This window comes from Pseudomonas sp. FW305-20, assembly GCF_058788075.1.
The window spans coordinates 32523-50573 of sequence record NZ_JBYTAJ010000030.1 but is presented as its reverse complement, the minus strand read 5'-3'; the positions used below and the strand labels follow the sequence as shown (position 1 = coordinate 50573).

22 protein-coding genes and 1 pseudogene are annotated in these 18051 nt (G+C 58.8%); 9 read left to right on the top strand and 14 right to left on the bottom strand.

The features are described from left to right. The first annotated feature begins 175 nt into the window (after positions 1–175). Complete coding sequence (pbpG, locus tag AC3WP4_RS22270; RefSeq protein ID WP_074878453.1) at positions 176–1114, top strand: D-alanyl-D-alanine endopeptidase; 939 nt, start codon at positions 176–178, stop codon at positions 1112–1114. Between the two features lie 51 nt (positions 1115–1165). Here the strand turns inward: pbpG and AC3WP4_RS22265 are convergent, their stop codons facing one another. From AC3WP4_RS22265 to AC3WP4_RS22255, 3 genes and pseudogenes are all read right to left on the bottom strand, one after another. After that, complete coding sequence (locus AC3WP4_RS22265) at positions 1166–1381, bottom strand: hypothetical protein (RefSeq protein ID WP_074878456.1); 216 nt, start codon at positions 1379–1381, stop codon at positions 1166–1168. A 17-nt stretch (positions 1382–1398) separates the two neighbouring features. After that, positions 1399–1605 carry a DUF6021 family protein gene (locus tag AC3WP4_RS22260; RefSeq protein WP_074878458.1) on the bottom strand — a complete coding sequence of 69 codons (207 nt, stop codon included), beginning with the start codon at positions 1603–1605 and terminating at the stop codon, positions 1399–1401. Positions 1606–1699: 94 nt separating this feature from the next. After that, a pseudogene (locus AC3WP4_RS22255) lies at positions 1700–2429 on the bottom strand (peptidase C39 family protein). 167 nt (positions 2430–2596) lie between these two features. Between AC3WP4_RS22255 and AC3WP4_RS22250 the strand changes: the two are divergent. Further along, a complete protein-coding gene (locus tag AC3WP4_RS22250) occupies positions 2597–2764 on the top strand; it encodes a hypothetical protein (protein WP_162842864.1) in 168 nt (55 codons plus the stop codon). A gap of 78 nt (positions 2765–2842) precedes the next feature. Here AC3WP4_RS22250 and AC3WP4_RS22245 read toward each other — a convergent pair whose 3' ends face one another. Beyond that, positions 2843–3592 carry a TerC family protein gene (locus tag AC3WP4_RS22245; protein WP_074878463.1) on the bottom strand — a complete coding sequence of 250 codons (750 nt, stop codon included), beginning with the start codon at positions 3590–3592 and terminating at the stop codon, positions 2843–2845. 28 nt (positions 3593–3620) lie between these two features. Then, positions 3621–3863: a hypothetical protein gene (locus AC3WP4_RS22240; RefSeq protein WP_074878465.1), complete on the bottom strand. Its 243-nt coding sequence runs from the start codon at positions 3861–3863 to the stop codon at positions 3621–3623. Positions 3864–3997: 134 nt separating this feature from the next. Here AC3WP4_RS22240 and nhaR point away from each other — a divergent pair, with 134 nt between their 5' ends. Then, complete coding sequence (gene nhaR / locus AC3WP4_RS22235; protein WP_074878467.1) at positions 3998–4897, top strand: transcriptional activator NhaR; 900 nt, start codon at positions 3998–4000, stop codon at positions 4895–4897. Between the two features lie 4 nt (positions 4898–4901). On the opposite strand, the gene AC3WP4_RS22230 is transcribed toward nhaR, so the two are convergent. Continuing rightward, the gene (locus AC3WP4_RS22230) at positions 4902–6056 is read right to left on the bottom strand and encodes an MFS transporter (RefSeq protein ID WP_074878468.1); all 1155 of its coding nucleotides are present in this window, start codon (positions 6054–6056) and stop codon (positions 4902–4904) included. A 279-nt stretch (positions 6057–6335) separates the two neighbouring features. Between AC3WP4_RS22230 and sstT the strand changes: the two genes are divergently transcribed. Continuing rightward, positions 6336–7568 carry a serine/threonine transporter SstT gene (sstT, locus tag AC3WP4_RS22225; RefSeq protein WP_074878470.1) on the top strand — a complete coding sequence of 411 codons (1233 nt, stop codon included), beginning with the start codon at positions 6336–6338 and terminating at the stop codon, positions 7566–7568. A 76-nt stretch (positions 7569–7644) separates the two neighbouring features. On the opposite strand, the gene AC3WP4_RS22220 is transcribed toward sstT, so the two are convergent. The 5 genes from AC3WP4_RS22220 to AC3WP4_RS22200 are packed head-to-tail and all read right to left on the bottom strand — an operon-like array spanning position 7645 to position 11757. Next, complete coding sequence (locus tag AC3WP4_RS22220) at positions 7645–8154, bottom strand: DUF1993 domain-containing protein (protein ID WP_074878472.1); 510 nt, start codon at positions 8152–8154, stop codon at positions 7645–7647. Between the two features lie 39 nt (positions 8155–8193). Continuing rightward, positions 8194–9714, bottom strand: a complete 1521-nt coding sequence (locus AC3WP4_RS22215; RefSeq protein ID WP_102616351.1) for an ArnT family glycosyltransferase — start codon at positions 9712–9714, stop codon at positions 8194–8196. 3 nt (positions 9715–9717) lie between these two features. Next, positions 9718–9996 (bottom strand): lipid-A-disaccharide synthase N-terminal domain-containing protein, encoded by a 279-nt coding sequence (locus AC3WP4_RS22210; RefSeq protein WP_076028031.1) that lies wholly within the window; start codon positions 9994–9996, stop codon positions 9718–9720. Further along, a complete protein-coding gene (locus AC3WP4_RS22205) occupies positions 9993–10733 on the bottom strand; it encodes a glycosyltransferase family 2 protein (RefSeq protein ID WP_076028032.1) in 741 nt (246 codons plus the stop codon). The genes AC3WP4_RS22210 and AC3WP4_RS22205 overlap by 4 nt, the downstream gene beginning before the upstream one ends. A gap of 46 nt (positions 10734–10779) precedes the next feature. Then, the gene (locus AC3WP4_RS22200; protein WP_102616350.1) at positions 10780–11757 is read right to left on the bottom strand and encodes an NAD-dependent epimerase; all 978 of its coding nucleotides are present in this window, start codon (positions 11755–11757) and stop codon (positions 10780–10782) included. Between the two features lie 310 nt (positions 11758–12067). Between AC3WP4_RS22200 and AC3WP4_RS22195 the strand changes: the two genes are divergently transcribed. Continuing rightward, complete coding sequence (locus AC3WP4_RS22195) at positions 12068–12715, top strand: YceH family protein (protein ID WP_102616349.1); 648 nt, start codon at positions 12068–12070, stop codon at positions 12713–12715. Positions 12716–12722: 7 nt separating this feature from the next. On the opposite strand, the gene AC3WP4_RS22190 is transcribed toward AC3WP4_RS22195, so the two are convergent. Then, positions 12723–13241 carry a cupin domain-containing protein gene (locus tag AC3WP4_RS22190; RefSeq protein ID WP_102616348.1) on the bottom strand — a complete coding sequence of 173 codons (519 nt, stop codon included), beginning with the start codon at positions 13239–13241 and terminating at the stop codon, positions 12723–12725. A 12-nt stretch (positions 13242–13253) separates the two neighbouring features. Then, positions 13254–14105 (bottom strand): shikimate 5-dehydrogenase, encoded by an 852-nt coding sequence (locus tag AC3WP4_RS22185; protein WP_076028035.1) that lies wholly within the window; start codon positions 14103–14105, stop codon positions 13254–13256. A gap of 245 nt (positions 14106–14350) precedes the next feature. Here AC3WP4_RS22185 and AC3WP4_RS22180 point away from each other — a divergent pair, with 245 nt between their 5' ends. The 3 genes from AC3WP4_RS22180 to AC3WP4_RS22170 all read left to right on the top strand — a co-directional run bounded on the left by AC3WP4_RS22180 (position 14351) and on the right by AC3WP4_RS22170 (position 15435). Further along, the gene (locus tag AC3WP4_RS22180) at positions 14351–14722 is read left to right on the top strand and encodes a hypothetical protein (protein ID WP_074878489.1); all 372 of its coding nucleotides are present in this window, start codon (positions 14351–14353) and stop codon (positions 14720–14722) included. A gap of 235 nt (positions 14723–14957) precedes the next feature. Further along, a complete protein-coding gene (locus AC3WP4_RS22175; RefSeq protein ID WP_003179723.1) occupies positions 14958–15152 on the top strand; it encodes a hypothetical protein in 195 nt (64 codons plus the stop codon). A 100-nt stretch (positions 15153–15252) separates the two neighbouring features. Further along, on the top strand, positions 15253–15435 hold the full coding sequence (locus AC3WP4_RS22170) for a hypothetical protein (protein WP_074878491.1): 183 nt from the start codon (positions 15253–15255) through the stop codon (positions 15433–15435). Here the strand turns inward: AC3WP4_RS22170 and AC3WP4_RS22165 are convergent. After that, entirely contained in the window at positions 15432–16493 is a 1062-nt protein-coding gene (locus AC3WP4_RS22165; RefSeq protein WP_074878492.1) for an AI-2E family transporter, read from the bottom strand. The two genes, AC3WP4_RS22170 and AC3WP4_RS22165, sit on opposite strands and share 4 nt — an antisense overlap. Positions 16494–16656: 163 nt before the next feature. Here AC3WP4_RS22165 and trhP point away from each other — a divergent pair, with 163 nt between their 5' ends. Then, entirely contained in the window at positions 16657–17982 is a 1326-nt protein-coding gene (gene trhP / locus AC3WP4_RS22160) for a prephenate-dependent tRNA uridine(34) hydroxylase TrhP (RefSeq protein WP_074878494.1), read from the top strand. The last annotated feature ends 69 nt before the right edge of the window (positions 17983–18051 follow it).

Here is an 18051-nt window from a genome sequence, read left to right as displayed (position 1 = left end):
GGATTTAAAACACTACCGCTCGCCGGAAACCTACAGGTTGTAGGGGTTTTCAAGGACTTTGACCTGTTCATTGATCAACCATCGACAGTTCTTCAGCCATACTCCTAAAATGCGTCGTTTTTAAAGAAACAACCCGTTACAGAACGGTTTATCCACACCTAACGAGTCTGCCAGCGTGAAAATCCGTCTTTCCATCCTGAGCCTATTTTTTGCATTTACCGGGACTTTCACCACGCCAACCGTCAACGCTGCCGACACCACTTCAGCGCCGCGAGATACGTCAACACTGAAGCTCGCTTCCAGCAGCGCATTGCTGATGGATCTGCAGACCAACAAAATCATCTATGCCAGTAATCCTGACGTGGTTAAGCCGATCGCTTCCGTCAGCAAGTTGATGACTGGGCTGATCGTGGTTGAAGCCAGACAGAACATGGACGAATACCTGTCGATCAACATCAGCGACACGCCGGAAATGAAAGGCGTGTTCTCCCGGGTGAAACTCAAAAGCGAATTGCCGCGCAGGGAAATGCTGCTGATTGCCCTGATGTCCTCGGAAAATCGCGCGGCTGCCAGCCTGGCCCATCATTATCCAGGTGGCTACGTCGCGTTTATTGCCGCAATGAATGCCAAAGCAAAAGCACTGGGCATGACCAGTACACACTTCGTCGAACCCACCGGCCTCTCCCCTCGCAACGTGTCCACAGCCCGCGACCTGAGCAAACTGCTGATCGCTGCGCACAAATACCCGCTACTGACTGAACTGAGTACGACCAAGCAAAAAACCGTCTCGTTCCGTAAACCCAACTACAGCCTGGGTTTCCGTAATACCGACCACTTGGTCAACAAGCCGAACTGGGACATCAAGCTGACGAAAACCGGCTTCACCAACGAAGCCGGTCACTGCCTGGTGCTGGTCACCAGCATGGGCAATCGCCCGGTTGCGCTGGTCATCCTCGACGCCTTTGGCAAGTACACACACTTTGCCGATGCCAGCCGTATTCGCAGCTGGGTTGAAACCGGCAGGGGCACCAACGTGCCATCTGTAGCCTTGCAGTACAAATCCGACAAGAATCTCAAGCATCGTCAGAGCAGCGTGGTTGAAGCGTCGAAATAAACAACAGGTAAAAGTAAGCCCCGATTGTTCGGGGCTTTTTTCCGTCCAGCGTTAATCATTGGGCAACGGCATCTGGTCGTCATCCGGAATGCCATCCCCGGCACTCGGATCTCTCGTGCCGTGGGGATGTTCCGTTGGCACTACCATCGGACGCGCCAAGGGATCCCTCAATGGATCGTTCGGATCCATCACAGGGTCGATGTCTTTTTCAGGCGTGGTTGGAACGCTGTCCGGACGTTTGTCGTTGAAACTCGAATCGGTAGACATACGCACCTCACTCAGGCTCAGGGTTTCAGATCGGCGAGTGGATCGTAAGGCTTCGCGGGAGCCTTGGGATTGTCGCCCGGCTTCACATCCCTGGGTGCCTTGGCAGGTCCGATGGGGTCGACCTGAGGATCGGCGAGGTCCGGTGAATCGGGATCGAACCCCAACTCATCACCCGAAGAATGCTCAGACGAATGCGGGCCGACAGGGGTCTTGGAATGTGCCATGGGCGCCTCCTTTGAATCCGGCCCGGAGAAATCCGGGCCCTATTTCATTAGAAGTCGGCAAAGTGCAAGGGTGCCCGGCAAATGACGAACGGACTTATTGCGCGCTCAGCGCTTTCTTCGCCCTGGCGGCTGCCTGCTCCTGACCTGCCTGAGCAAGGTCGTTCGCGGCCTTGAGCCATCGCTGTTGATCGACATTGGCCGGCAATTGATTCGGCTTCTGGATCAGCACGGCCCAGCCACCGGCATCCTTGAGCGCCGCTTCAAACGAACCGAAGCCCATCAACTCTCGACGGTTCATGCCCGAGCGCAGCAGCACGGTCTGCTTCTGGCGGTTGTACCCGGCAAGAATGGCGTAACGCGGTTCAGCCCAGAACGCCGAGCCTTCGGTGAAACGCACCATGACCGGGTAACCGGCCGCAACCTGGGTCAATAGTGCCGGCAGATTGCTGTCGAGGGGATAGACGACCATGCCGTACTCGCGAGCGAGGTTCTGCATGTTCTGCTGCAACTGGGCTTCGGCACCCGGCAAATGCAACGGTTTTTCGAGCAACCCTGGCGTTATCACAATGCCTTGCTGGGACAACATGCTGGCCAGCACTTGCGGCCCACTTTGATTCGCCACGCCACGGTAGAACGTGCCACTGAGCTCGACGCGCTCCGGCAGCCGCTTGATTTCCGGTGCCACACTCCCCGCGCAACCCGCCAGACCGGCAACGCAGCCAACGACCAGCACTAAAGACCGAACTCGAGAAAATACCCGCACCATCATCACTCTCTTGATTTAGACGCCAGGCATCCGCGCTCCCGGCTTGGCCGTCGATCATAGGACGCCGCGCGGCAGCGGTATAGCCTTAAGCGGCAGATGATGGCATTCGATAGAGCGAACTGATTGGTGACAGCCGACCTTTGGTCAATAGTCTGAAACACAGCAGCGACTAGACTGTCATGTGCAAAGAGTGTGTGCCCGCAGCAGGGCGAAGAGGAGGCACTGATGAGCCTGGCGATGACCATTGTGATGTTGATTTCTGGCTGGCTGGCCGTTGCCGCCGCCATGTTATGGGGAGTCCTGCGCATTACCCGTCGGCACCATCATCCGGTTCAGTCGGCGCCAATGGCGAAACCCGATAAAACCACTGAACAGCACGCTGCCGCGCACTGACCGCCCCCCTTACGTATCCAAACAAAAACGGCCGCCTGGGCTCTTTCGAGCGCAGGCGCCCGTTTCGTTTGACGCGAGTTAAGCTTCAGCGGCTAAACGCTTCTGCTTCGCCCGCCGTGACATCATGTTCAAACTCTCGATCGTCGCCGAGAACGCCATGGCTGCATACACGTAGCCTTTCGGTACATGGGCGCCGAAGCCTTCGGCGATCAGCGTCATGCCGATCATGATCAGGAAGCCCAGCGCCAGCATCACCACTGTCGGGTTGTCGTTGATGAACTTGGCCAGAGGGTCAGCCGCCAGCAACATCACCAGTACCGACACCACCACCGCGATGATCATGATCGGCAAGTGTTCGGTCATGCCGACAGCGGTAATGATGCTGTCGATGGAGAACACCATGTCCAGCATCAGGATCTGACCGATAGCGGCAGCGAAGCCCAGGGTCACGGTCGAGGTGGCCGACGTTGGATCATCCGGCGCCGGGTCCATGCTGTGATGGATCTCGGTGGTCGCCTTCCACAACAGGAACAGGCCGCCGGCGATCAGGATCATGTCCTTCCAGGAGAACGTCTGGCCGAAGATATCGATCACAGGCTCAGTCAACTGGACGATGAACGCGATGGTGCTCAGCAGCGCCAGTCGCAGGATCAGCGCCATGCCGATACCAATGCGCCGCGCCTTCTGCCGGTGCTGCTCGGGCAGTTTGTTGGTCAGGATCGAAATGAAGATCAGGTTATCGATGCCGAGCACGATTTCCATCACGATCAATGTAGCCAGGGCGACCCAGGCAGTGGGGCTTGCAGCAAGTTCTAAAAGGTATTCCATGGGTCAGTCCTGACTCGTTTAAGACGGTTTAGATTTCCTGGGACGAAGATTCGGTTTTGTCCGTTTCCTTGGCCGATTGTTCTTTCTTGCTGATCAGACCACCCGTGGCATCGCTGATCGCTTGCTCTGCGGCTTTGTGGGTATCGTCGATCGCTTGTTTGGCGGTTTCGGCAGCCTTGCCCATCAGTTGCTGAGCGCTTTTTTCGGCCTGGTCACAACCGGCCAATACCAGTAAAGACGTGATCAGCAGTGCCGTGGTTTTAAGCTTCATGATGCTTTCCTCGATAGAACAGACAGGGCGAAAAGGCCACCCGTCGATAGCGGGGCATTCTAGGGAGGCAAACACTTCAGGAAAATTCGTATTTTTAGCGGCTATACTTCGGGTTTAACGAACTGTAGGTCGTCATGCTCAACTATCGACAGCTACATTACTTCTGGGTGGTGGCCAAGACCGGCAGCATCGTGCGCGCCTGCGAGCAGCTGAATCTGACGCCGCAGACCATCAGCGGGCAGATTTCCCTGCTCGAACAAACCTATGGCATCGAGCTTTTTCGGCGGGTCGGCCGGCAGCTGGAACTCACCGAAGCCGGTCGTCAGACCCTGCCCTACGCCGAGCAAATGTTCCAGTTGGGCGGCGAACTGGAGCTGATGCTGCGAGCCCAGCCCAACGAGCAACAGATTCTGTTTCGGGTAGGCGTGGCCGATGTGGTGCCCAAATCCATCGTCTATCGCCTGATTGCGCCGACCATGGAATTGAGCGAGCCGCTGCGCATCACTTGTCGCGAAGACAAACTGGAACGCCTGCTCGCCGACCTGGCGATCCAGCGGCTCGACCTGGTGATTTCCGACAGCCCGATGCCCTCGCACCTGGACATCAAGGGCTACAGCCAGAAACTCGGGGAATGCGGGATCAGCTTCTTCGCCACTGCTGGACTGGCGGCGCAATACGGTCAGGATTTCCCCCGCGGCCTGCACGGCGCACCGCTGCTGATTCCAGGACCGGAGACCGTGGTGCGCAGTCGCTTGCAGCGCTGGTTTGCCGAGCAGCAGATCCAGCCGCGCATCGTCGGCGAGTTCGATGACAGCGCCTTGATGCAGGCTTTCGGCCAATCCGGCAGCGGGATCTTCATCGGCCCAAGCGTGATTGCCGATGAAGTGATACGCCAATACGGCGTGGAACTGATTGGCCAGACCGACGCGGTGACCGAGTCGTTCTACGCCATTTCGGTGGAACGCAAGGTCAAGCACCCCGGCATTGTCGCCATTACCGAAGGTGCCCGACGCCAGCTGTTCACCGAGATGTGAGGTGTCAGGCGCAGACTTCGCGGGGCTTGAAGGTCATCAGCGCGATGGCCAGGAGGATCGAGGCGAGGATAAACGCGGCCGCCGCGAAACCAAGACCTTGTAGGCCTACACCGTCGATGACCCTGCCGCCGATCATCGCGCCCAGGCCGATCCCCAGGTTAGCCCCGGCAATGTTCAGCGATGCCGCGAACGCCGGCGCTTCGGGTGCAGCCTTCATCAAGCGCACATGGCTGACCAGGAACAACGCCGCCTGGGTCACGCCCCAGATCCCCATCGCCGCGGCCAGACCCAGCGGCGAATGAATGTTCGGCACCAGCGCCACCAGGCCGGCGATCATGAACGCGCAGAACATCATCGAGGCGATCAACGGATGACGATCCACCGCACGGCCGCCCAGCGAGTTACCGATCAAGCCGACCGCGCCGAAGCCCATCAGGCACCAGCCGACCACCGTGCCGTTGAAACCGGCCAGGCGCTCAAGAATGTCCGCCAGATAGGTGTAGGCGGTAAACATGCCGCTGAACACCAGGACCGACAGCAGCACATGCCCCACCATCAGCGGGCTGCGCAGGATTCTGAACTGCGAACGAAAGCTCACCTGATGCTGATGCAGATTGGTTTTCGGCAGGTAGATAAACAGCAACAGCGCCTTGGCAAACGCGATCACCGCCAGAATGCCGAAGGCACTGCGCCAGCCGAACGCATCGGAGATCAGTGTGCCCACCGGAATGCCGAACACCGTAGCGCAGACAATCCCGAAACCGATCTTGGCGATGGCACGACCGGCGTAGTCCGGGCCGACAATGTCCACCGCGGTTTCACTGGCCAGCGCCCAGAACACCGGCAGCCCCAACGCGGGGATCAACCGGGCGACGGACATCACCCAGATGTTCGGCGCAAACGCCGCCAGGGTGTTGGCCAAGCCAAACATGATCAGCACCGAGATGAACAATTTTCGGCGCTCGAACCTTGCGAAATACGCGGTCAGGAATGGCCCGAATGCGGCGACCGTAAACGCGAACAAGGTCACCAGCAAACCCGCCTGGGGGATGCTGACTTCAAGGTCTCGAGCGATCGCCGGCAATAGGCCGACGATGACGAATTCCGTGGTCAGTACCGTGAAACCGGCGGCAGACAACAGAAGGATGGGCAACAGCATGCACAACTCCAGAAAACGACAACACCAGCGATAGCCCGAAGGCCCACTGGCATGACTTGAAAATGAGGATGGCGAATCTTAACAGAGTGTTTCCGATCAGGGTTGCACGAACCTGCCGATCTCGTTGATCCGCGGGCGGCAGATCGTCACAGGTCTGAAGGACAAGGACCACGCTGTGATAAAGTCCGCGCCCTGCGATACGTACACCCTGCTCATCGGCCATTGATTGGCATTGATGTCGCGATACCCCGCACCTAATAAAATCAGAGATGCCGTTTTATGACCGCTTTATCCCCTTCGCTATGGTTCCGCCTGAATCGCTTGAGCCTGGTCGCACAAATCATCATCGGCCTGATTGCCGGGATTGCCCTGGCCCTGTTCGCGCCAGAGGTGGCCAAGTCCACCGCATTCATCGGCAAAGTCTTCGTTTCGGCGCTTAAAGCTGTCGCACCGATTCTGGTGTTCGTGCTGGTCATGGCCTCGATTGCCAATCACAAGCACGGCCAGGAAACCCACATCCGGCCGATTCTGTTTCTGTATCTGCTGGGAACGTTTGCGGCGGCGGTGGTGGCCGTTGTCGCCAGTATGTTGTTCCCGTCGAGCCTGGTGTTGGCCACTCACGACGTTGCGGTCAGCGCACCGGGCGGTATCAGCGAGGTGCTGCAAAGCCTGCTGTTGAGCGTGGTCGACAACCCGGTCAGCGCACTGATGAATGCCAACTTCATCGGAATTCTGGCGTGGGCGATTGGCATGGGCATTGCCATTCGCCATGCCGGTGACACCACTCGTGAAGTGCTCGGCGACTTGTCCAACGGCGTGACCCTGATCGTACGCCTGGTGATCCGTTTTGCGCCGCTGGGTATTTTTGGCCTGGTGGCTTCGACCCTCGCCACTTCCGGTTTTGGTGCCTTGATCGGTTACGTGCATCTGCTGGCGGTCTTGCTGGGCTGCATGCTGTTTGTGGCGCTGGTGATGAACCCGGCCATCGTGTTCTGGAAGCTGCGTCGCAACCCGTATCCACTGGTGATCACGTGCTTGCGCGAAAGCGGCATCACTGCGTTTTTTACCCGCAGCTCGGCGGCGAACATTCCGGTCAATCTGGAATTGAGCAAGCGCCTGGGCCTGCACGAAGACACCTATTCGGTCTCGATCCCGCTGGGCGCAACGATCAACATGGCGGGCGCGGCGATCACCATTACCGTGCTGACCCTGGCGGCCGTGCATACGCTGGGCATTGCCGTGGACATTCCGACCGCCATCCTGCTGAGCATCGTCGCGGCGATCTGTGCCTGTGGCGCTTCGGGCGTGGCGGGCGGCTCGTTGCTGTTGATTCCACTGGCGTGCAGCCTGTTTGGCATCCCCAGTGAAATCGCCATGCAGGTGGTGGCCGTCGGGTTCATCATCGGTGTGCTGCAGGACTCGGCGGAAACCGCGCTGAACTCCTCCACCGACGTGCTGTTCACCGCGGCGGCGTGCCTGGGCGAAGACGAGAAAGCCGCGCGTATGGCGTAACAAAGATCTTTTGATTCACCAAAAAAAAAGCCCGCCAAGGCGCGAACCTTGGCGGGCTTTTGTGTATCAAGGCGATTTAGAACGCGCCCATGTAATCACGCTTGCCCACTTCCACACCGTTGTGACGCAGCAGTGCGTAGGTGGTGGTGACGTGGAAGAAGAATTGCGGCAGACCGTAGCTCAGCAGGTAAGCCTGGCCGGTGAAGCGTTTTTCTTTCGGCGTGCCCTGACGGGTGATGATTTCGATGCCTTCCTTGCCGTCGATCTGTTCCGGTTTGATCTCGCCGATGAAGGCCAGCACTTTGGCAATCAGCGCTTGCAGCTCGGCAAAGGTGGTTTCGGTGTCGTCGTATTTCGGCAGTTCGACTTCGGCCAGACGCGCGGAAACGCCCTTGGCGAAATCAACGGCGATCTGCACCTGACGGACCAGCGGGAACATGTCCGGGTACAGACGGGCTTGCAGCAAAGCATTCGGGTCGATGTTCTTGGCAGTGGCGTGGGCTTCGGCCTTGTTCAAGACGTCGCTCAGGGCGTTGAGCATTTGTTTGAAAACCGGGACGGAAGCGGCGTACAGGGAAATAGTCATGGCAGTCTCGTGTTGTGACAGGAGGGAAACGTGGGGCGATTATAGCCATGCGCGGTCCCAGGTGAAGCGATAGATATTGGCTGGCTGTCCGGGATGACAACGGCCGTTGTCGGCATCGGCACCGACAATCGACCACTGCGCGCGCGAAGTTTCCCCCAGTTCACGGGCGGCCTGCGGATTGAAACACCGGCTCAGCAGTTCGTCCGGCACCAAGGCGTACGCCTGACGGTGTTCGCGCAACCATTGAGCGGCCTGCTCGACCGTGGAGCCGATCATCCCGAAATGCACGATCGGCTGTCGGGCGAATAACCAATGGCCCTCACGCCAGTTGACCAGCACCAGGTCTGCGCCCTGGGTCATCGCCGCTGCTTGCACCATCAGCGCCTCGTGGGGATTGGGCCCGTCCTTGACCGGATCGACGAAACCGCGCGCAAACCACAACGCGAACCACGTGACGGCCAACACCTGGAACACCCGCCGACCGCGCGGGCGCTTGCCGAACCAGCGCTTGAACAGCCACGGAATCAGCGGCGCCGCAACCAGCACCAGCGCCGGTAACGCCGGATAGATGTACAACTTGCGCTTGCCGCTGCTCAGGCAGAAAAACAAAACCACCAGTACGACCCAGCCCAGCAGTACCAGCACTCGACCGTCGCGCTTGCGCAACTGCCTGCGCCAGGCGGGCACGAGCCATGGCAAGGCCAGCACCAACGGCATCCAGTATTGCGGGATGACGTTGACGAAGAAGTACCAGAACGGTTCTCGGTGATCCCACGCGGCGGCATAGCGCCCCGCTGTCTGGCGCAGCAGAATTTCCCGTGCATAGGCGATTTCATCAGCGGCGCCATTGAAGGCGATGGACACCGCCAAGGGCAGCAGCCAGATCGCGACGGCGCCAAGCACAACCAAAAAACCTAGGCACCACTTGCGCGCCTCGCCCGGCATGGCCACCACGCCAGGCCAGCCTTTGCGCGCCGCGTAGGCATACGGAATCAGCATCAACGCCGGGAGAAAGCCGACCCCTTTGGTGATCACGCCAATGCCCATGGCCGCGCAACCCGCGTAGAACCAACGCCAGGCGGGCCCGAGCAACAAGTGACGGGCCAGGCCGTACAGGCCCAGAGAGGTGAACAGAATCAGAAAACTGTCGATCTGACCGGTCCGCAGAATGCTGTACGTCTGATACGTGGCCAGGTACAGCAGCGCGGCTGTTCGTCCGGCCTGCTGATTCCACAACCGGCGCCCCAGGTCATAGAGCATGGCCGTGACCGATGTGGCAGACAAAAGCCCCGGAATATAAAGGGCAAGGGCGGGCATCCCGGTGATCCAGGTGAAAAACGCCACCGTCCACATGAAAATCGGTGGTTTATCGCCGTAGATTTCGGCGGCTCGATGCGGAATCAGCCAGGAACCGTTATGCAGCATCTCCAGCGCAACGCCGAGGAATCGCTCCTCGTCGACATTCTGCGGCTGGCGCAGCCCAAACCCGGCGCCGACCAATAAAAGAGCAAGCAACATCAACCCCAGGCATTCGACGCTGGGTGACAGGGTTCGGCGCACAGTTCAGTCCTTCAAGGTTTTGCTGCGGGCAATCAATTGCAGGTTGCGCAAATAGACGATGGAACCAAACGCCTGACCGGCGATAAAAACCGGGTCCTGTCGGTAAATGGCGTAAGCGAACAGCAGCGCGCTGCCGACGATGCTCAGGTACCAGAAGCTCACCGGAATCACGCTGCGTTTCTTGTATTCGCTGTACAGCCACTGCAGGACAAAGCGACCGGTGAAGGCGATCTGGCCACTGAAACCGACCACCAGCCACAGGGTTTCGCGGGACAGGTTCATCCTTCGATCTCCTGCGCACGGGCATGCAGGCGCGTGCGCCTGATCAGCCACCAGACACCGATCAGATCGAGGATGCCCACCAAGGCCCGGTCGATGTTTCCGTATTTGGATACCCCGGCCGTGCGGGGCCGATGGTTGACCGGATGGGTGATCATCCGGCCGTTATGACGCTGGATCAGCGCAGGAATGAACCGGTGCATATGGTCGAAGTACGGCAAGCGCAGAAACGCCGCCCGCTGTATCAGTTTCAGCCCGCAGCCGGTGTCCGGCGTCTGGTCCTTGAGCATCCGGCTGCGCAACCCGTTGGCAAAACGCGAGGCCCAGCGCTTGCTCGCGGTATCGCGACGGTTGACCCGGTGCCCGGCCACCAACTGAAGGTCGACGCGGCCCTGCTCGCTGCGCACTAATGCCAGCATGCCGGGGATGTCCGCCGGGTCGTTCTGACCGTCGCCATCGAGCGTGGCCAGCCATTGGCCCCGGGCGACAAGCGCCGCATGGTAGAGCGAAGTGCTCTGCCCCAGCGAACGCTCATGGCGCAGGATACGCAACGTACTCAGGCCGCTGTGCCGCGTCTGCCGTAGCTCCTGCAAGGAAGCGTCAGTACTGCCATCGTCCACGACGATGATTTCATACGCCTCATCGGCCAGTGCAATACGGATTTCTTCGAGCAGCAATTTGAGATTGCTCGCCTCGTTCTTTGCCGGAATCAGGACGGATACAAATATGTCTTGGCTCATAGAGGCCCCCTATTTCCCTGGATTTTCATGATCAAGGGCCGACGTTTTATCTCTGATAAAAGTGGCTGTACCACTTCACAAATTCGGCTACGCCGGCTTCAACTGTCACTTGAGGACGGAAATCGACCCACTGCGCCAATGCCGACACATCCGCCCAGGTCTTGACCACATCGCCAGCCTGCAGCGGCAGGAAGTTGCGCCGGGCTTTCCTGCCCAATGCCGACTCCAGACACTCGACGAAATCCAGCAGCGCCACCGGCGTGCCGCGCCCGATGTTGAAGATCCGGTTGGCGCCATCGCCAGAACCGTCCGATAACGGCGGTCTCGGGCACAGGCGCGCAATGCTTTCGACGATGTCGTCGATGTAGGTGAAGTCGCGCGACATCTGGCCTTGGTTGTAGAGGTCAATCGGCCTGTCGTTGAGGATCGCGTCGGTAAATTTGAACAGCGCCATGTCGGGGCGCCCCCAAGGTCCGTAAACGGTAAAAAAACGCAGGCCGCTGGCCTTCAGTCCAAACAGATGGCAATAGCTGTGGGCCATCAGCTCGTTGGCACGCTTACTGGCGGCATACAACGAAATCGGATGATCGACAGCGTCTTCGACGCTGAACGGCATTTTGCTGTTGGTGCCGTACACCGAGCTGCTCGATGCATAAATCAGATGCTCGGGGCGATGGTGCCGGCAGGCTTCCAGCACATTCAAGAAACCGGTCAGGTTCGATTGCGCATACACGTCCGGGTTGTCCAGCGAGTAGCGAACGCCCGCCTGGGCTGCCAGATGGATAACCTCTGTGAAGCCGTGATCCTTGAACAAAGCCATCAAGGCGGGTTTGTCGACGATATCCAGTGCCTGGAAATGAAAGCCCAACAGATTCTTGAGTTCGTTGAGCCGTGCGTGTTTGAGTTCCACGCTGTAGTAGTCGTTGAGATTATCGATACCGACCACCTCAAGACCTTCCTGACACAAGCGCTTGACCGTGTGATACCCGATGAAACCGGCGGCGCCGGTGACCAGTACGGTCATAGCGGGCACGCGCCGATCAGCGCATTATTGCGGGTCGATACCCACGTCAGCTTCATGCCTTGCTCCACTGCACAATTAATAAGGCCGGTGACGTCGTCGATAGGAATTTTCGCCGTACCCGTGATGAACCGCAGTCCTCTGCAGCCATGCATACGGTGCACGTCTGATTGTTAAGATGGCGTAACAGATTGATTTAGGTTTTGTGACCATTGCCAAGGGGCGGCGACGAATTCAGTTGCCATTGGCACACGTCTATCTAAAGTGCATGCCAGCAGGAGAAAATCATGAACCCGGGAAGGAATGCACAATCATGAGCACCGAGCAAGAAACGACCTTCGACGAGCCGCGACTCAACAGCACGGAAATCCGCATTCTGGGTTCGTTGATCGAGAAACAGGCCACCAGTCCGGAAACCTATCCGCTAACCCTTAATGCGCTGGTGATTGCCTGCAACCAGAAAACCAGCCGCGAGCCGGTGATGAACCTGACCCAGGGTCAGGTCGGCCAAAGCCTGCGCGCGCTCGAAGGCCGCGGCTTTACCAAACTGGTGATGGGCAGCCGTGCGGATCGCTGGGAACACAAAGTCGACAAGGCCCTGGAACTGGTGCCGGCTCAAGTCATTCTTGCCGGGCTGCTGTTCCTGCGCGGTCCGCAAACGGTCAATGAACTGCTGACCCGCAGCGGCCGCATGCATGACTTCGAAGATGCCGAACAGGTGGTGCATCAACTGGAACGCTTGATCGCTCGCGGTCTGGCGCTGTTGATACCGCGCCAGGCCGGTCAGCGTGAAGACCGCTACATGCACGCCTTGGGCGACCCGGCGGACATCGAAGTGATCCTGGCGGCACGGCAGAACCCGACCGAACGTGGCGCGGGTGCTGGCGTATCGGTTGAGCGGATCGAAGAGCTCGAGGCGCGAATTGCAGCGCTGGAAGAGCGCCTGGCCCGCCTCGAATAACCCTGCGCTACTCGCCGTCCCAATAATCCACGCCGTCGGCCGGCCGGGCGACGGCGACGAAGCCCGAGGCATTGCCCTGGGCATCGACCTTGAAATCGTCCATCACCGCATACTTGCCGGAATCCGGGTATTCGCAAATCTCGGGTGATTGTTGGGTGCTGACCGCCAGGTAGCGCAGTTCAGCGTTGCTGGTGTTGATGATCTGGTGCGCGGCTTCAGGGCCACCCGGCGGGCAGGCAATGACATCTCCGGCGCGAATGGGGAAACGCTCGGTGCCCAAGCGAATCTCCCCTTCCCCGGCCACGATGTAAAACATCTCCTCGTTGACCCGATGACTGTGAAACGGGCTGCCACGCATCCCCGGTTCCAGCGCGTACAGGCGATAACCCAGCTTCTGCGCGCCGAGTTGCTGGCCGATGCGTGCCTGCCGTTGCCGATAGCGGTCGGCGGTGTCTCCCGTCGGCGCAAACGCTTCGGGCAGCGGCTCAAGTTCGGCCTGATCCAGATTAAGAATGGCAGGATGCATGAGTCACCCCAGTCACGGTTTCGCTTGCGGGGCAGCAGGATAGCCAAGGCCACTGCGGGCAAATTCCACGGCTTTGTGAAACTGCTCAGCGGTCGGCCGCACGCCCGTGTACAGCACGAACTGCTCCAGCGCCTGGATCGCGATCACTTCCAAACCGGTGATCACTCGCTTGCCTTCAGCACGAGCGCGCACAATCAACGGAGTTTCCGAGGGGACTGCCACCACGTCGAAAACCGTCTCGGCAGCAGCGATGGATTCAGCATCGAATGCCAACTGATCGGCCTCGGGGCCGGACATGCCAATCGGTGTGACGTTGATCAACATCTGCGGCCGCTCCGAGCCCAGCTCCGCTTGCCATCGATAGCCCAGCGACTCGGCCAACGCCCGCCCGGAACGCTCGTTACGAGCAACGATCAGGCCATTTTTGTAGCCACCATCGCGCAAGGCACTGGCCACCGCCTTGGCCATGCCGCCGCTGCCGCGCAGGGCAAAGGTCAATTCCTTCGGCACCTGATGGGTGTCAAGCAACTGGGCGATTGCGATGTAGTCAGTGTTGTAAGCCTTGAGATGGCCATTAGTGTTGACGATGGTGTTGATCGACTGAATGGCCGCGGCGGAGGGGTCCAGTTCATCGACCAGCGCAATGCACGCCTCCTTGAACGGCATCGACACGCCGCAACCCCGAATCCCCAAGGCGCGAATGCCGCCAACGGCGCCTGGCAGGTCCTGACTGCTGAAGGCCTTGTAGTAAAAATTCAGGTCCAGTTGCTCATACAGATGATTGTGAAACCGCAGGCCGAAGTTCCCGGGTCGTGCGGAAAGCGACATGCACAGCTGGGTGTCTCTGTCGGGGTTCATCTGCATGAAAAATCTCCTTGAGTAGCACTTTCAGATGGACGGGATTAGCCAATCCATCGGGTCTGATCGATCATAACGGCGTGCCTGCACGCGGCATCTCTAGACTGTAAAGATGCTAGTGCAGACCTTACACAAAATTTACCCAACGGCTGTGCTGATTTTGAAAAAAACGCTGTCTTAGAAGTATCCCCGCGACAATCCTTGGGTCTATTGCAGACACAAGCGCCGGGGCGAAGAACCGAGGAACTATCATGATCCGGAAAATCCCCACAGTAGCCTTGCTGGTCGGTGCTCTTGCTATCGCAGGGCAGGCAGAAGCTGGCGGCGGTCACCACGGTCACGGTTGGGAAGGACCGGCGGTATTTGGCGCGATCGTTGGGTCGGCCATCGTCGGTTCGGCCCTCATCAACAGCAACCGCCCGGTTTATGTACAGCAACCGGTTTACGTTCAGCCACAGCCGGTTTACTACGGCCCGCCACCGGTTTATTACCAGCCGGCACCGGTCTACGTGCAGCAACCGGCCTATTACGGCCCACCGCCGGTTTATTACGGCCCGCCCCGTGGTTATTACGGTCCACCGCGCGGTTACTACGGCCCTCCCCGCGGTTATGGCCGCTGGTAACGGAATCAGCAGGCCCCGCCTCAACAGCGGGGCCTTTTTTGTGACCGTCCGTCGGCAGAGGTCTGGATAAATCTCGCCAAGGTCGCTGTCGGGACAGTCTTTGCGGCGAAAATTGGCAAGATTGACTCGCCATCCTTCCCCCGTGCTGGGGAAAACGGTCATATTTATGTCATGTCGGGTCCGCACTCTAGGACTTGTCCGTTAACAACAGGTTGATAAAAACAAGGACGACCTTATGCCCACGCAAAACCCGCACCGTATTGTCGGCTTGTGCACTTCCAGCAAGGTGTACAACGCATTGACCGAACTCAAGCACCTTGAAGGCCATCGCAGCGCCAAGTTTCTTTCGCTGCTGGCAGAAAACCTGGTGCGCAAAGGCCTGCTCAACGAGCAGGAAGTGGTTCATATGCTGGATCTGGTGGTCGACTGAAGCGAAGCCTCATTGGTATCAATGACGACTATCGAAAGCGTTGATTGTCCGATCAGGCGCTCGGTCCGTAAGGTAGCTCCAACGTTTGATGGAGGTACTTATGTCCCAGGTTCAGATCATGTCCGTTATCGGCAGCGCCGTTCCCGCACCGCTCAGAGCGCTGGGATTGCTTGCCTGTTGGTACCTGGTGCAGGACGGCGAACCGATCAGCGGCCCGCTCACCTCGCTGCCAGCCGCCCAGGCCCTGTCGCAACGTCTCGGCCAAGGCCAGATCAGCGTTTAAGGTAGCTGCACCCGCGGTTTGGTTTCAATGAAGATTGCCCAGCTCGACATGAACAGCGCAGCAATCAGCGGCCCGATCACAAAGCCATTGAGGCCGAAGATGGCCAGACCGCCCAGGGTCGAGATCAGGATCAGATAGTCCGGCATCTTGGTATCCTTGCCGACCAGAATCGGTCGCAGCACGTTATCCACCAGGCCAATCACAAAGATCCCGAACAGCACCAGTACCACGCCCTGCCAGATCGAACCGGCGAACAGGAAAAACGCCGCCACCGGCGCCCAGACAATCCCCGCCCCCACCGCTGGCAACAGCGACAGAAACGCCATCAACACCGCCCAGAGCAACGCGCTCGGAATATCCAGAAACCAGAAAATCAGACCGCCCAATGCACCCTGTGTGATTGCCACCAACAGGTTGCCCTTCACTGTCGCTCGAACCACCCGATTGAACTTGAGTTGCAAACGGCGTTTCTGGGTGTCCTGCAGCGGCACGGCAGCGCGCACTTTGCGGGCCAGTTCGGCACCGTCACGCAAAAAGAAGAACAGCAGGTAGAGCATGATGAAAAAGCTCACCACAAACTCGAACGTGCCTTGGCCGAAACTGAACGCCTTCGTGGCGATAAACTCATTGCCGGTCACCGCACTCTTGATGATTTTCTCCCGCAGCCCGTCCAGCTCGCCTACCCCTGCCCGATCGAGCAAGTGCTGGAAATACGGCGGCAGGCTCTGTTTGAAATGCGTCACATACCCGGCGATGTCCAGTTCGCCGCTTTCGATGCGGTTGTAGACCGAGGCACCTTCTTGCACCAGCAAGATACTCAGGGCAATCACCGGCAGAATCGCGATCACCAGGCAGATGCTCAGGGTGAACAACGATGTCAGATTGCGTTCCCAGCCGAACTTCAATTGCAGTCGTCGGTGCAGGGGCGCGAAAAGGATGCCGAGGATCACCGCCCAGAACACCGCGCCGTAAAACGGCAGCAAAATCCAGATGAAGGCGGCAGTGACCAGCCCCAGCAAGATCACCAGTGATTTGTTTTGTACTGTCTCTTCGTTCATGTCCGATCCATGTCAGTCCGCAAGGACACAATGCCGCGCCCTGATGCTTAGTCCGCCACGGTTCGCGCGAGTGCCATCCGTTTGTTCATCAAGCATAGATCCAGATCAATGAACTCCGCGGACAAGCCGCTTACTCTCGGCGGCTTTTGTGACCGACGCTGCCATGACTCTCCTGCCTCCAGAACTGCTGGCCCCCGCCGGCACCCTGAAAAACATGCGATATGCCTTCGCCTACGGCGCCGATGCGGTGTACGCCGGTCAGCCGCGCTACAGCCTGCGGGTGCGCAACAACGAATTCGATCACGCCAATCTGGCCCTCGGCATTCACGAAGCCCAGGCTCAAGGCAAGCGCTTCTATGTGGTGGTGAACATCGCCCCGCACAACGCCAAGCTGAAAACCTTCCTCAAGGATCTGGCGCCGATCATTGCGATGGCGCCGGACGCGCTGATCATGTCCGACCCGGGCTTGATCATGCTGGTCCGCCGGCATTATCCGCAGATGCCGATTCACCTGTCGGTACAGGCCAACACGGTGAACTGGGCCAGTGTCGAGTTCTGGCAGCAACAAGGCTTGAGCCGGATCATCCTGTCGCGAGAGCTGTCCCTGGAAGAAATTGCCGAGATCCGCGAGCAAGTCCCGGCCATGGAGCTGGAGGTGTTCGTCCATGGCGCCTTGTGCATGGCGTATTCCGGTCGCTGCCTGTTGTCAGGCTATATGAACAAGCGCGATGCCAATCAGGGCAGTTGCACCAATGCCTGTCGCTGGAAATATTCGGCGCAAGAGGCTACGGAAAATCAGCTCGGCGAAATCGTGCAGACCTTCCAGCCCGAACCGACCCTGGGTATCGGCACCCCGACCGATCAGGTGTTCCTGTTGCAGGAAGCCAATCGGCCCGACGAACTGATGCCGGCCTTCGAAGACGAACACGGCACCTACATCATGAACGCCAAGGACCTGCGCGCGGTGCAGCATGTCGAGCGCCTGACGCAAATGGGCGTGCACTCACTGAAAATCGAGGGCCGGACCAAATCCCATTTTTATTGCGCACGCACCACCCAGGTTTACCGCCGGGCGATCGACGACGCGGTGGCCGGTCGCGCGTTCGACCGCAGCCTGATGACGGATCTGGAATCCCTCGCCCAGCGCGGCTACACCGAAGGGTTTCTGCGGCGGCACGTGCATGACGAATACCAGAACTACCAGCACGGCAGCTCGGTGTCGGAGCGCCAGCAGTTTGTCGGCGAGCTGACAGGCGAGCGGCGTGACCGGATGGCGGAGATCAAGGTGAAGAATCGATTTGGTTTGGGCGACCATATGGAACTGATGACACCCAAGGGCAACTTCCAATTCGATTTGCATCAACTGCAAAACGTCAGGGGCGAGCCTGTCGAAGTGGCACCGGGGGATGGGCACACCGTGTACTTACCGATTCCGGATGCGGTGGATTTGCAGTTTGGGTTGTTGATGCGGGATGTGAGTGTCACATGATCCCCCCACTGTGGGAGCGAGCCTGCTCGCGATGACGGAATCACAGCCAATATTGTTGTTGAATGTTAA

Bases quoted from the DNA above. Each gene is read 5' to 3' on its own strand.
- sstT (WP_074878470.1), top strand. From the start codon at position 6,336: ATGACCGCTTTATCCCCTTCGCTATGGTTCCGCCTGAATCGCTTGAGC.
- trhP (WP_074878494.1), top strand. From the start codon at position 16,657: ATGACTCTCCTGCCTCCAGAACTGCTGGCCCCCGCCGGCACCCTGAAA.
- AC3WP4_RS22260 (WP_074878458.1), bottom strand. From the start codon at position 1,605: ATGGCACATTCCAAGACCCCTGTCGGCCCGCATTCGTCTGAGCATTCT.
- AC3WP4_RS22190 (WP_102616348.1), bottom strand. From the start codon at position 13,241: ATGCATCCTGCCATTCTTAATCTGGATCAGGCCGAACTTGAGCCGCTG.
- AC3WP4_RS22195 (WP_102616349.1), top strand. From the start codon at position 12,068: ATGAGCACCGAGCAAGAAACGACCTTCGACGAGCCGCGACTCAACAGC.
- AC3WP4_RS22240 (WP_074878465.1), bottom strand. From the start codon at position 3,863: ATGAAGCTTAAAACCACGGCACTGCTGATCACGTCTTTACTGGTATTG.
- AC3WP4_RS22200 (WP_102616350.1), bottom strand. From the start codon at position 11,757: ATGACCGTACTGGTCACCGGCGCCGCCGGTTTCATCGGGTATCACACG.
- AC3WP4_RS22230 (WP_074878468.1), bottom strand. From the start codon at position 6,056: ATGCTGTTGCCCATCCTTCTGTTGTCTGCCGCCGGTTTCACGGTACTG.
- AC3WP4_RS22205 (WP_076028032.1), bottom strand. From the start codon at position 10,733: ATGAGCCAAGACATATTTGTATCCGTCCTGATTCCGGCAAAGAACGAG.
- AC3WP4_RS22245 (WP_074878463.1), bottom strand. From the start codon at position 3,592: ATGGAATACCTTTTAGAACTTGCTGCAAGCCCCACTGCCTGGGTCGCC.
- nhaR (WP_074878467.1), top strand. From the start codon at position 3,998: ATGCTCAACTATCGACAGCTACATTACTTCTGGGTGGTGGCCAAGACC.
- AC3WP4_RS22265 (WP_074878456.1), bottom strand. From the start codon at position 1,381: ATGTCTACCGATTCGAGTTTCAACGACAAACGTCCGGACAGCGTTCCA.
- AC3WP4_RS22175 (WP_003179723.1), top strand. From the start codon at position 14,958: ATGCCCACGCAAAACCCGCACCGTATTGTCGGCTTGTGCACTTCCAGC.
- AC3WP4_RS22180 (WP_074878489.1), top strand. From the start codon at position 14,351: ATGATCCGGAAAATCCCCACAGTAGCCTTGCTGGTCGGTGCTCTTGCT.
- AC3WP4_RS22165 (WP_074878492.1), bottom strand. From the start codon at position 16,493: ATGAACGAAGAGACAGTACAAAACAAATCACTGGTGATCTTGCTGGGG.
- AC3WP4_RS22170 (WP_074878491.1), top strand. From the start codon at position 15,253: ATGTCCCAGGTTCAGATCATGTCCGTTATCGGCAGCGCCGTTCCCGCA.
- AC3WP4_RS22210 (WP_076028031.1), bottom strand. From the start codon at position 9,996: ATGAACCTGTCCCGCGAAACCCTGTGGCTGGTGGTCGGTTTCAGTGGC.
- AC3WP4_RS22250 (WP_162842864.1), top strand. From the start codon at position 2,597: ATGAGCCTGGCGATGACCATTGTGATGTTGATTTCTGGCTGGCTGGCC.
- AC3WP4_RS22220 (WP_074878472.1), bottom strand. From the start codon at position 8,154: ATGACTATTTCCCTGTACGCCGCTTCCGTCCCGGTTTTCAAACAAATG.
- AC3WP4_RS22185 (WP_076028035.1), bottom strand. From the start codon at position 14,105: ATGCAGATGAACCCCGACAGAGACACCCAGCTGTGCATGTCGCTTTCC.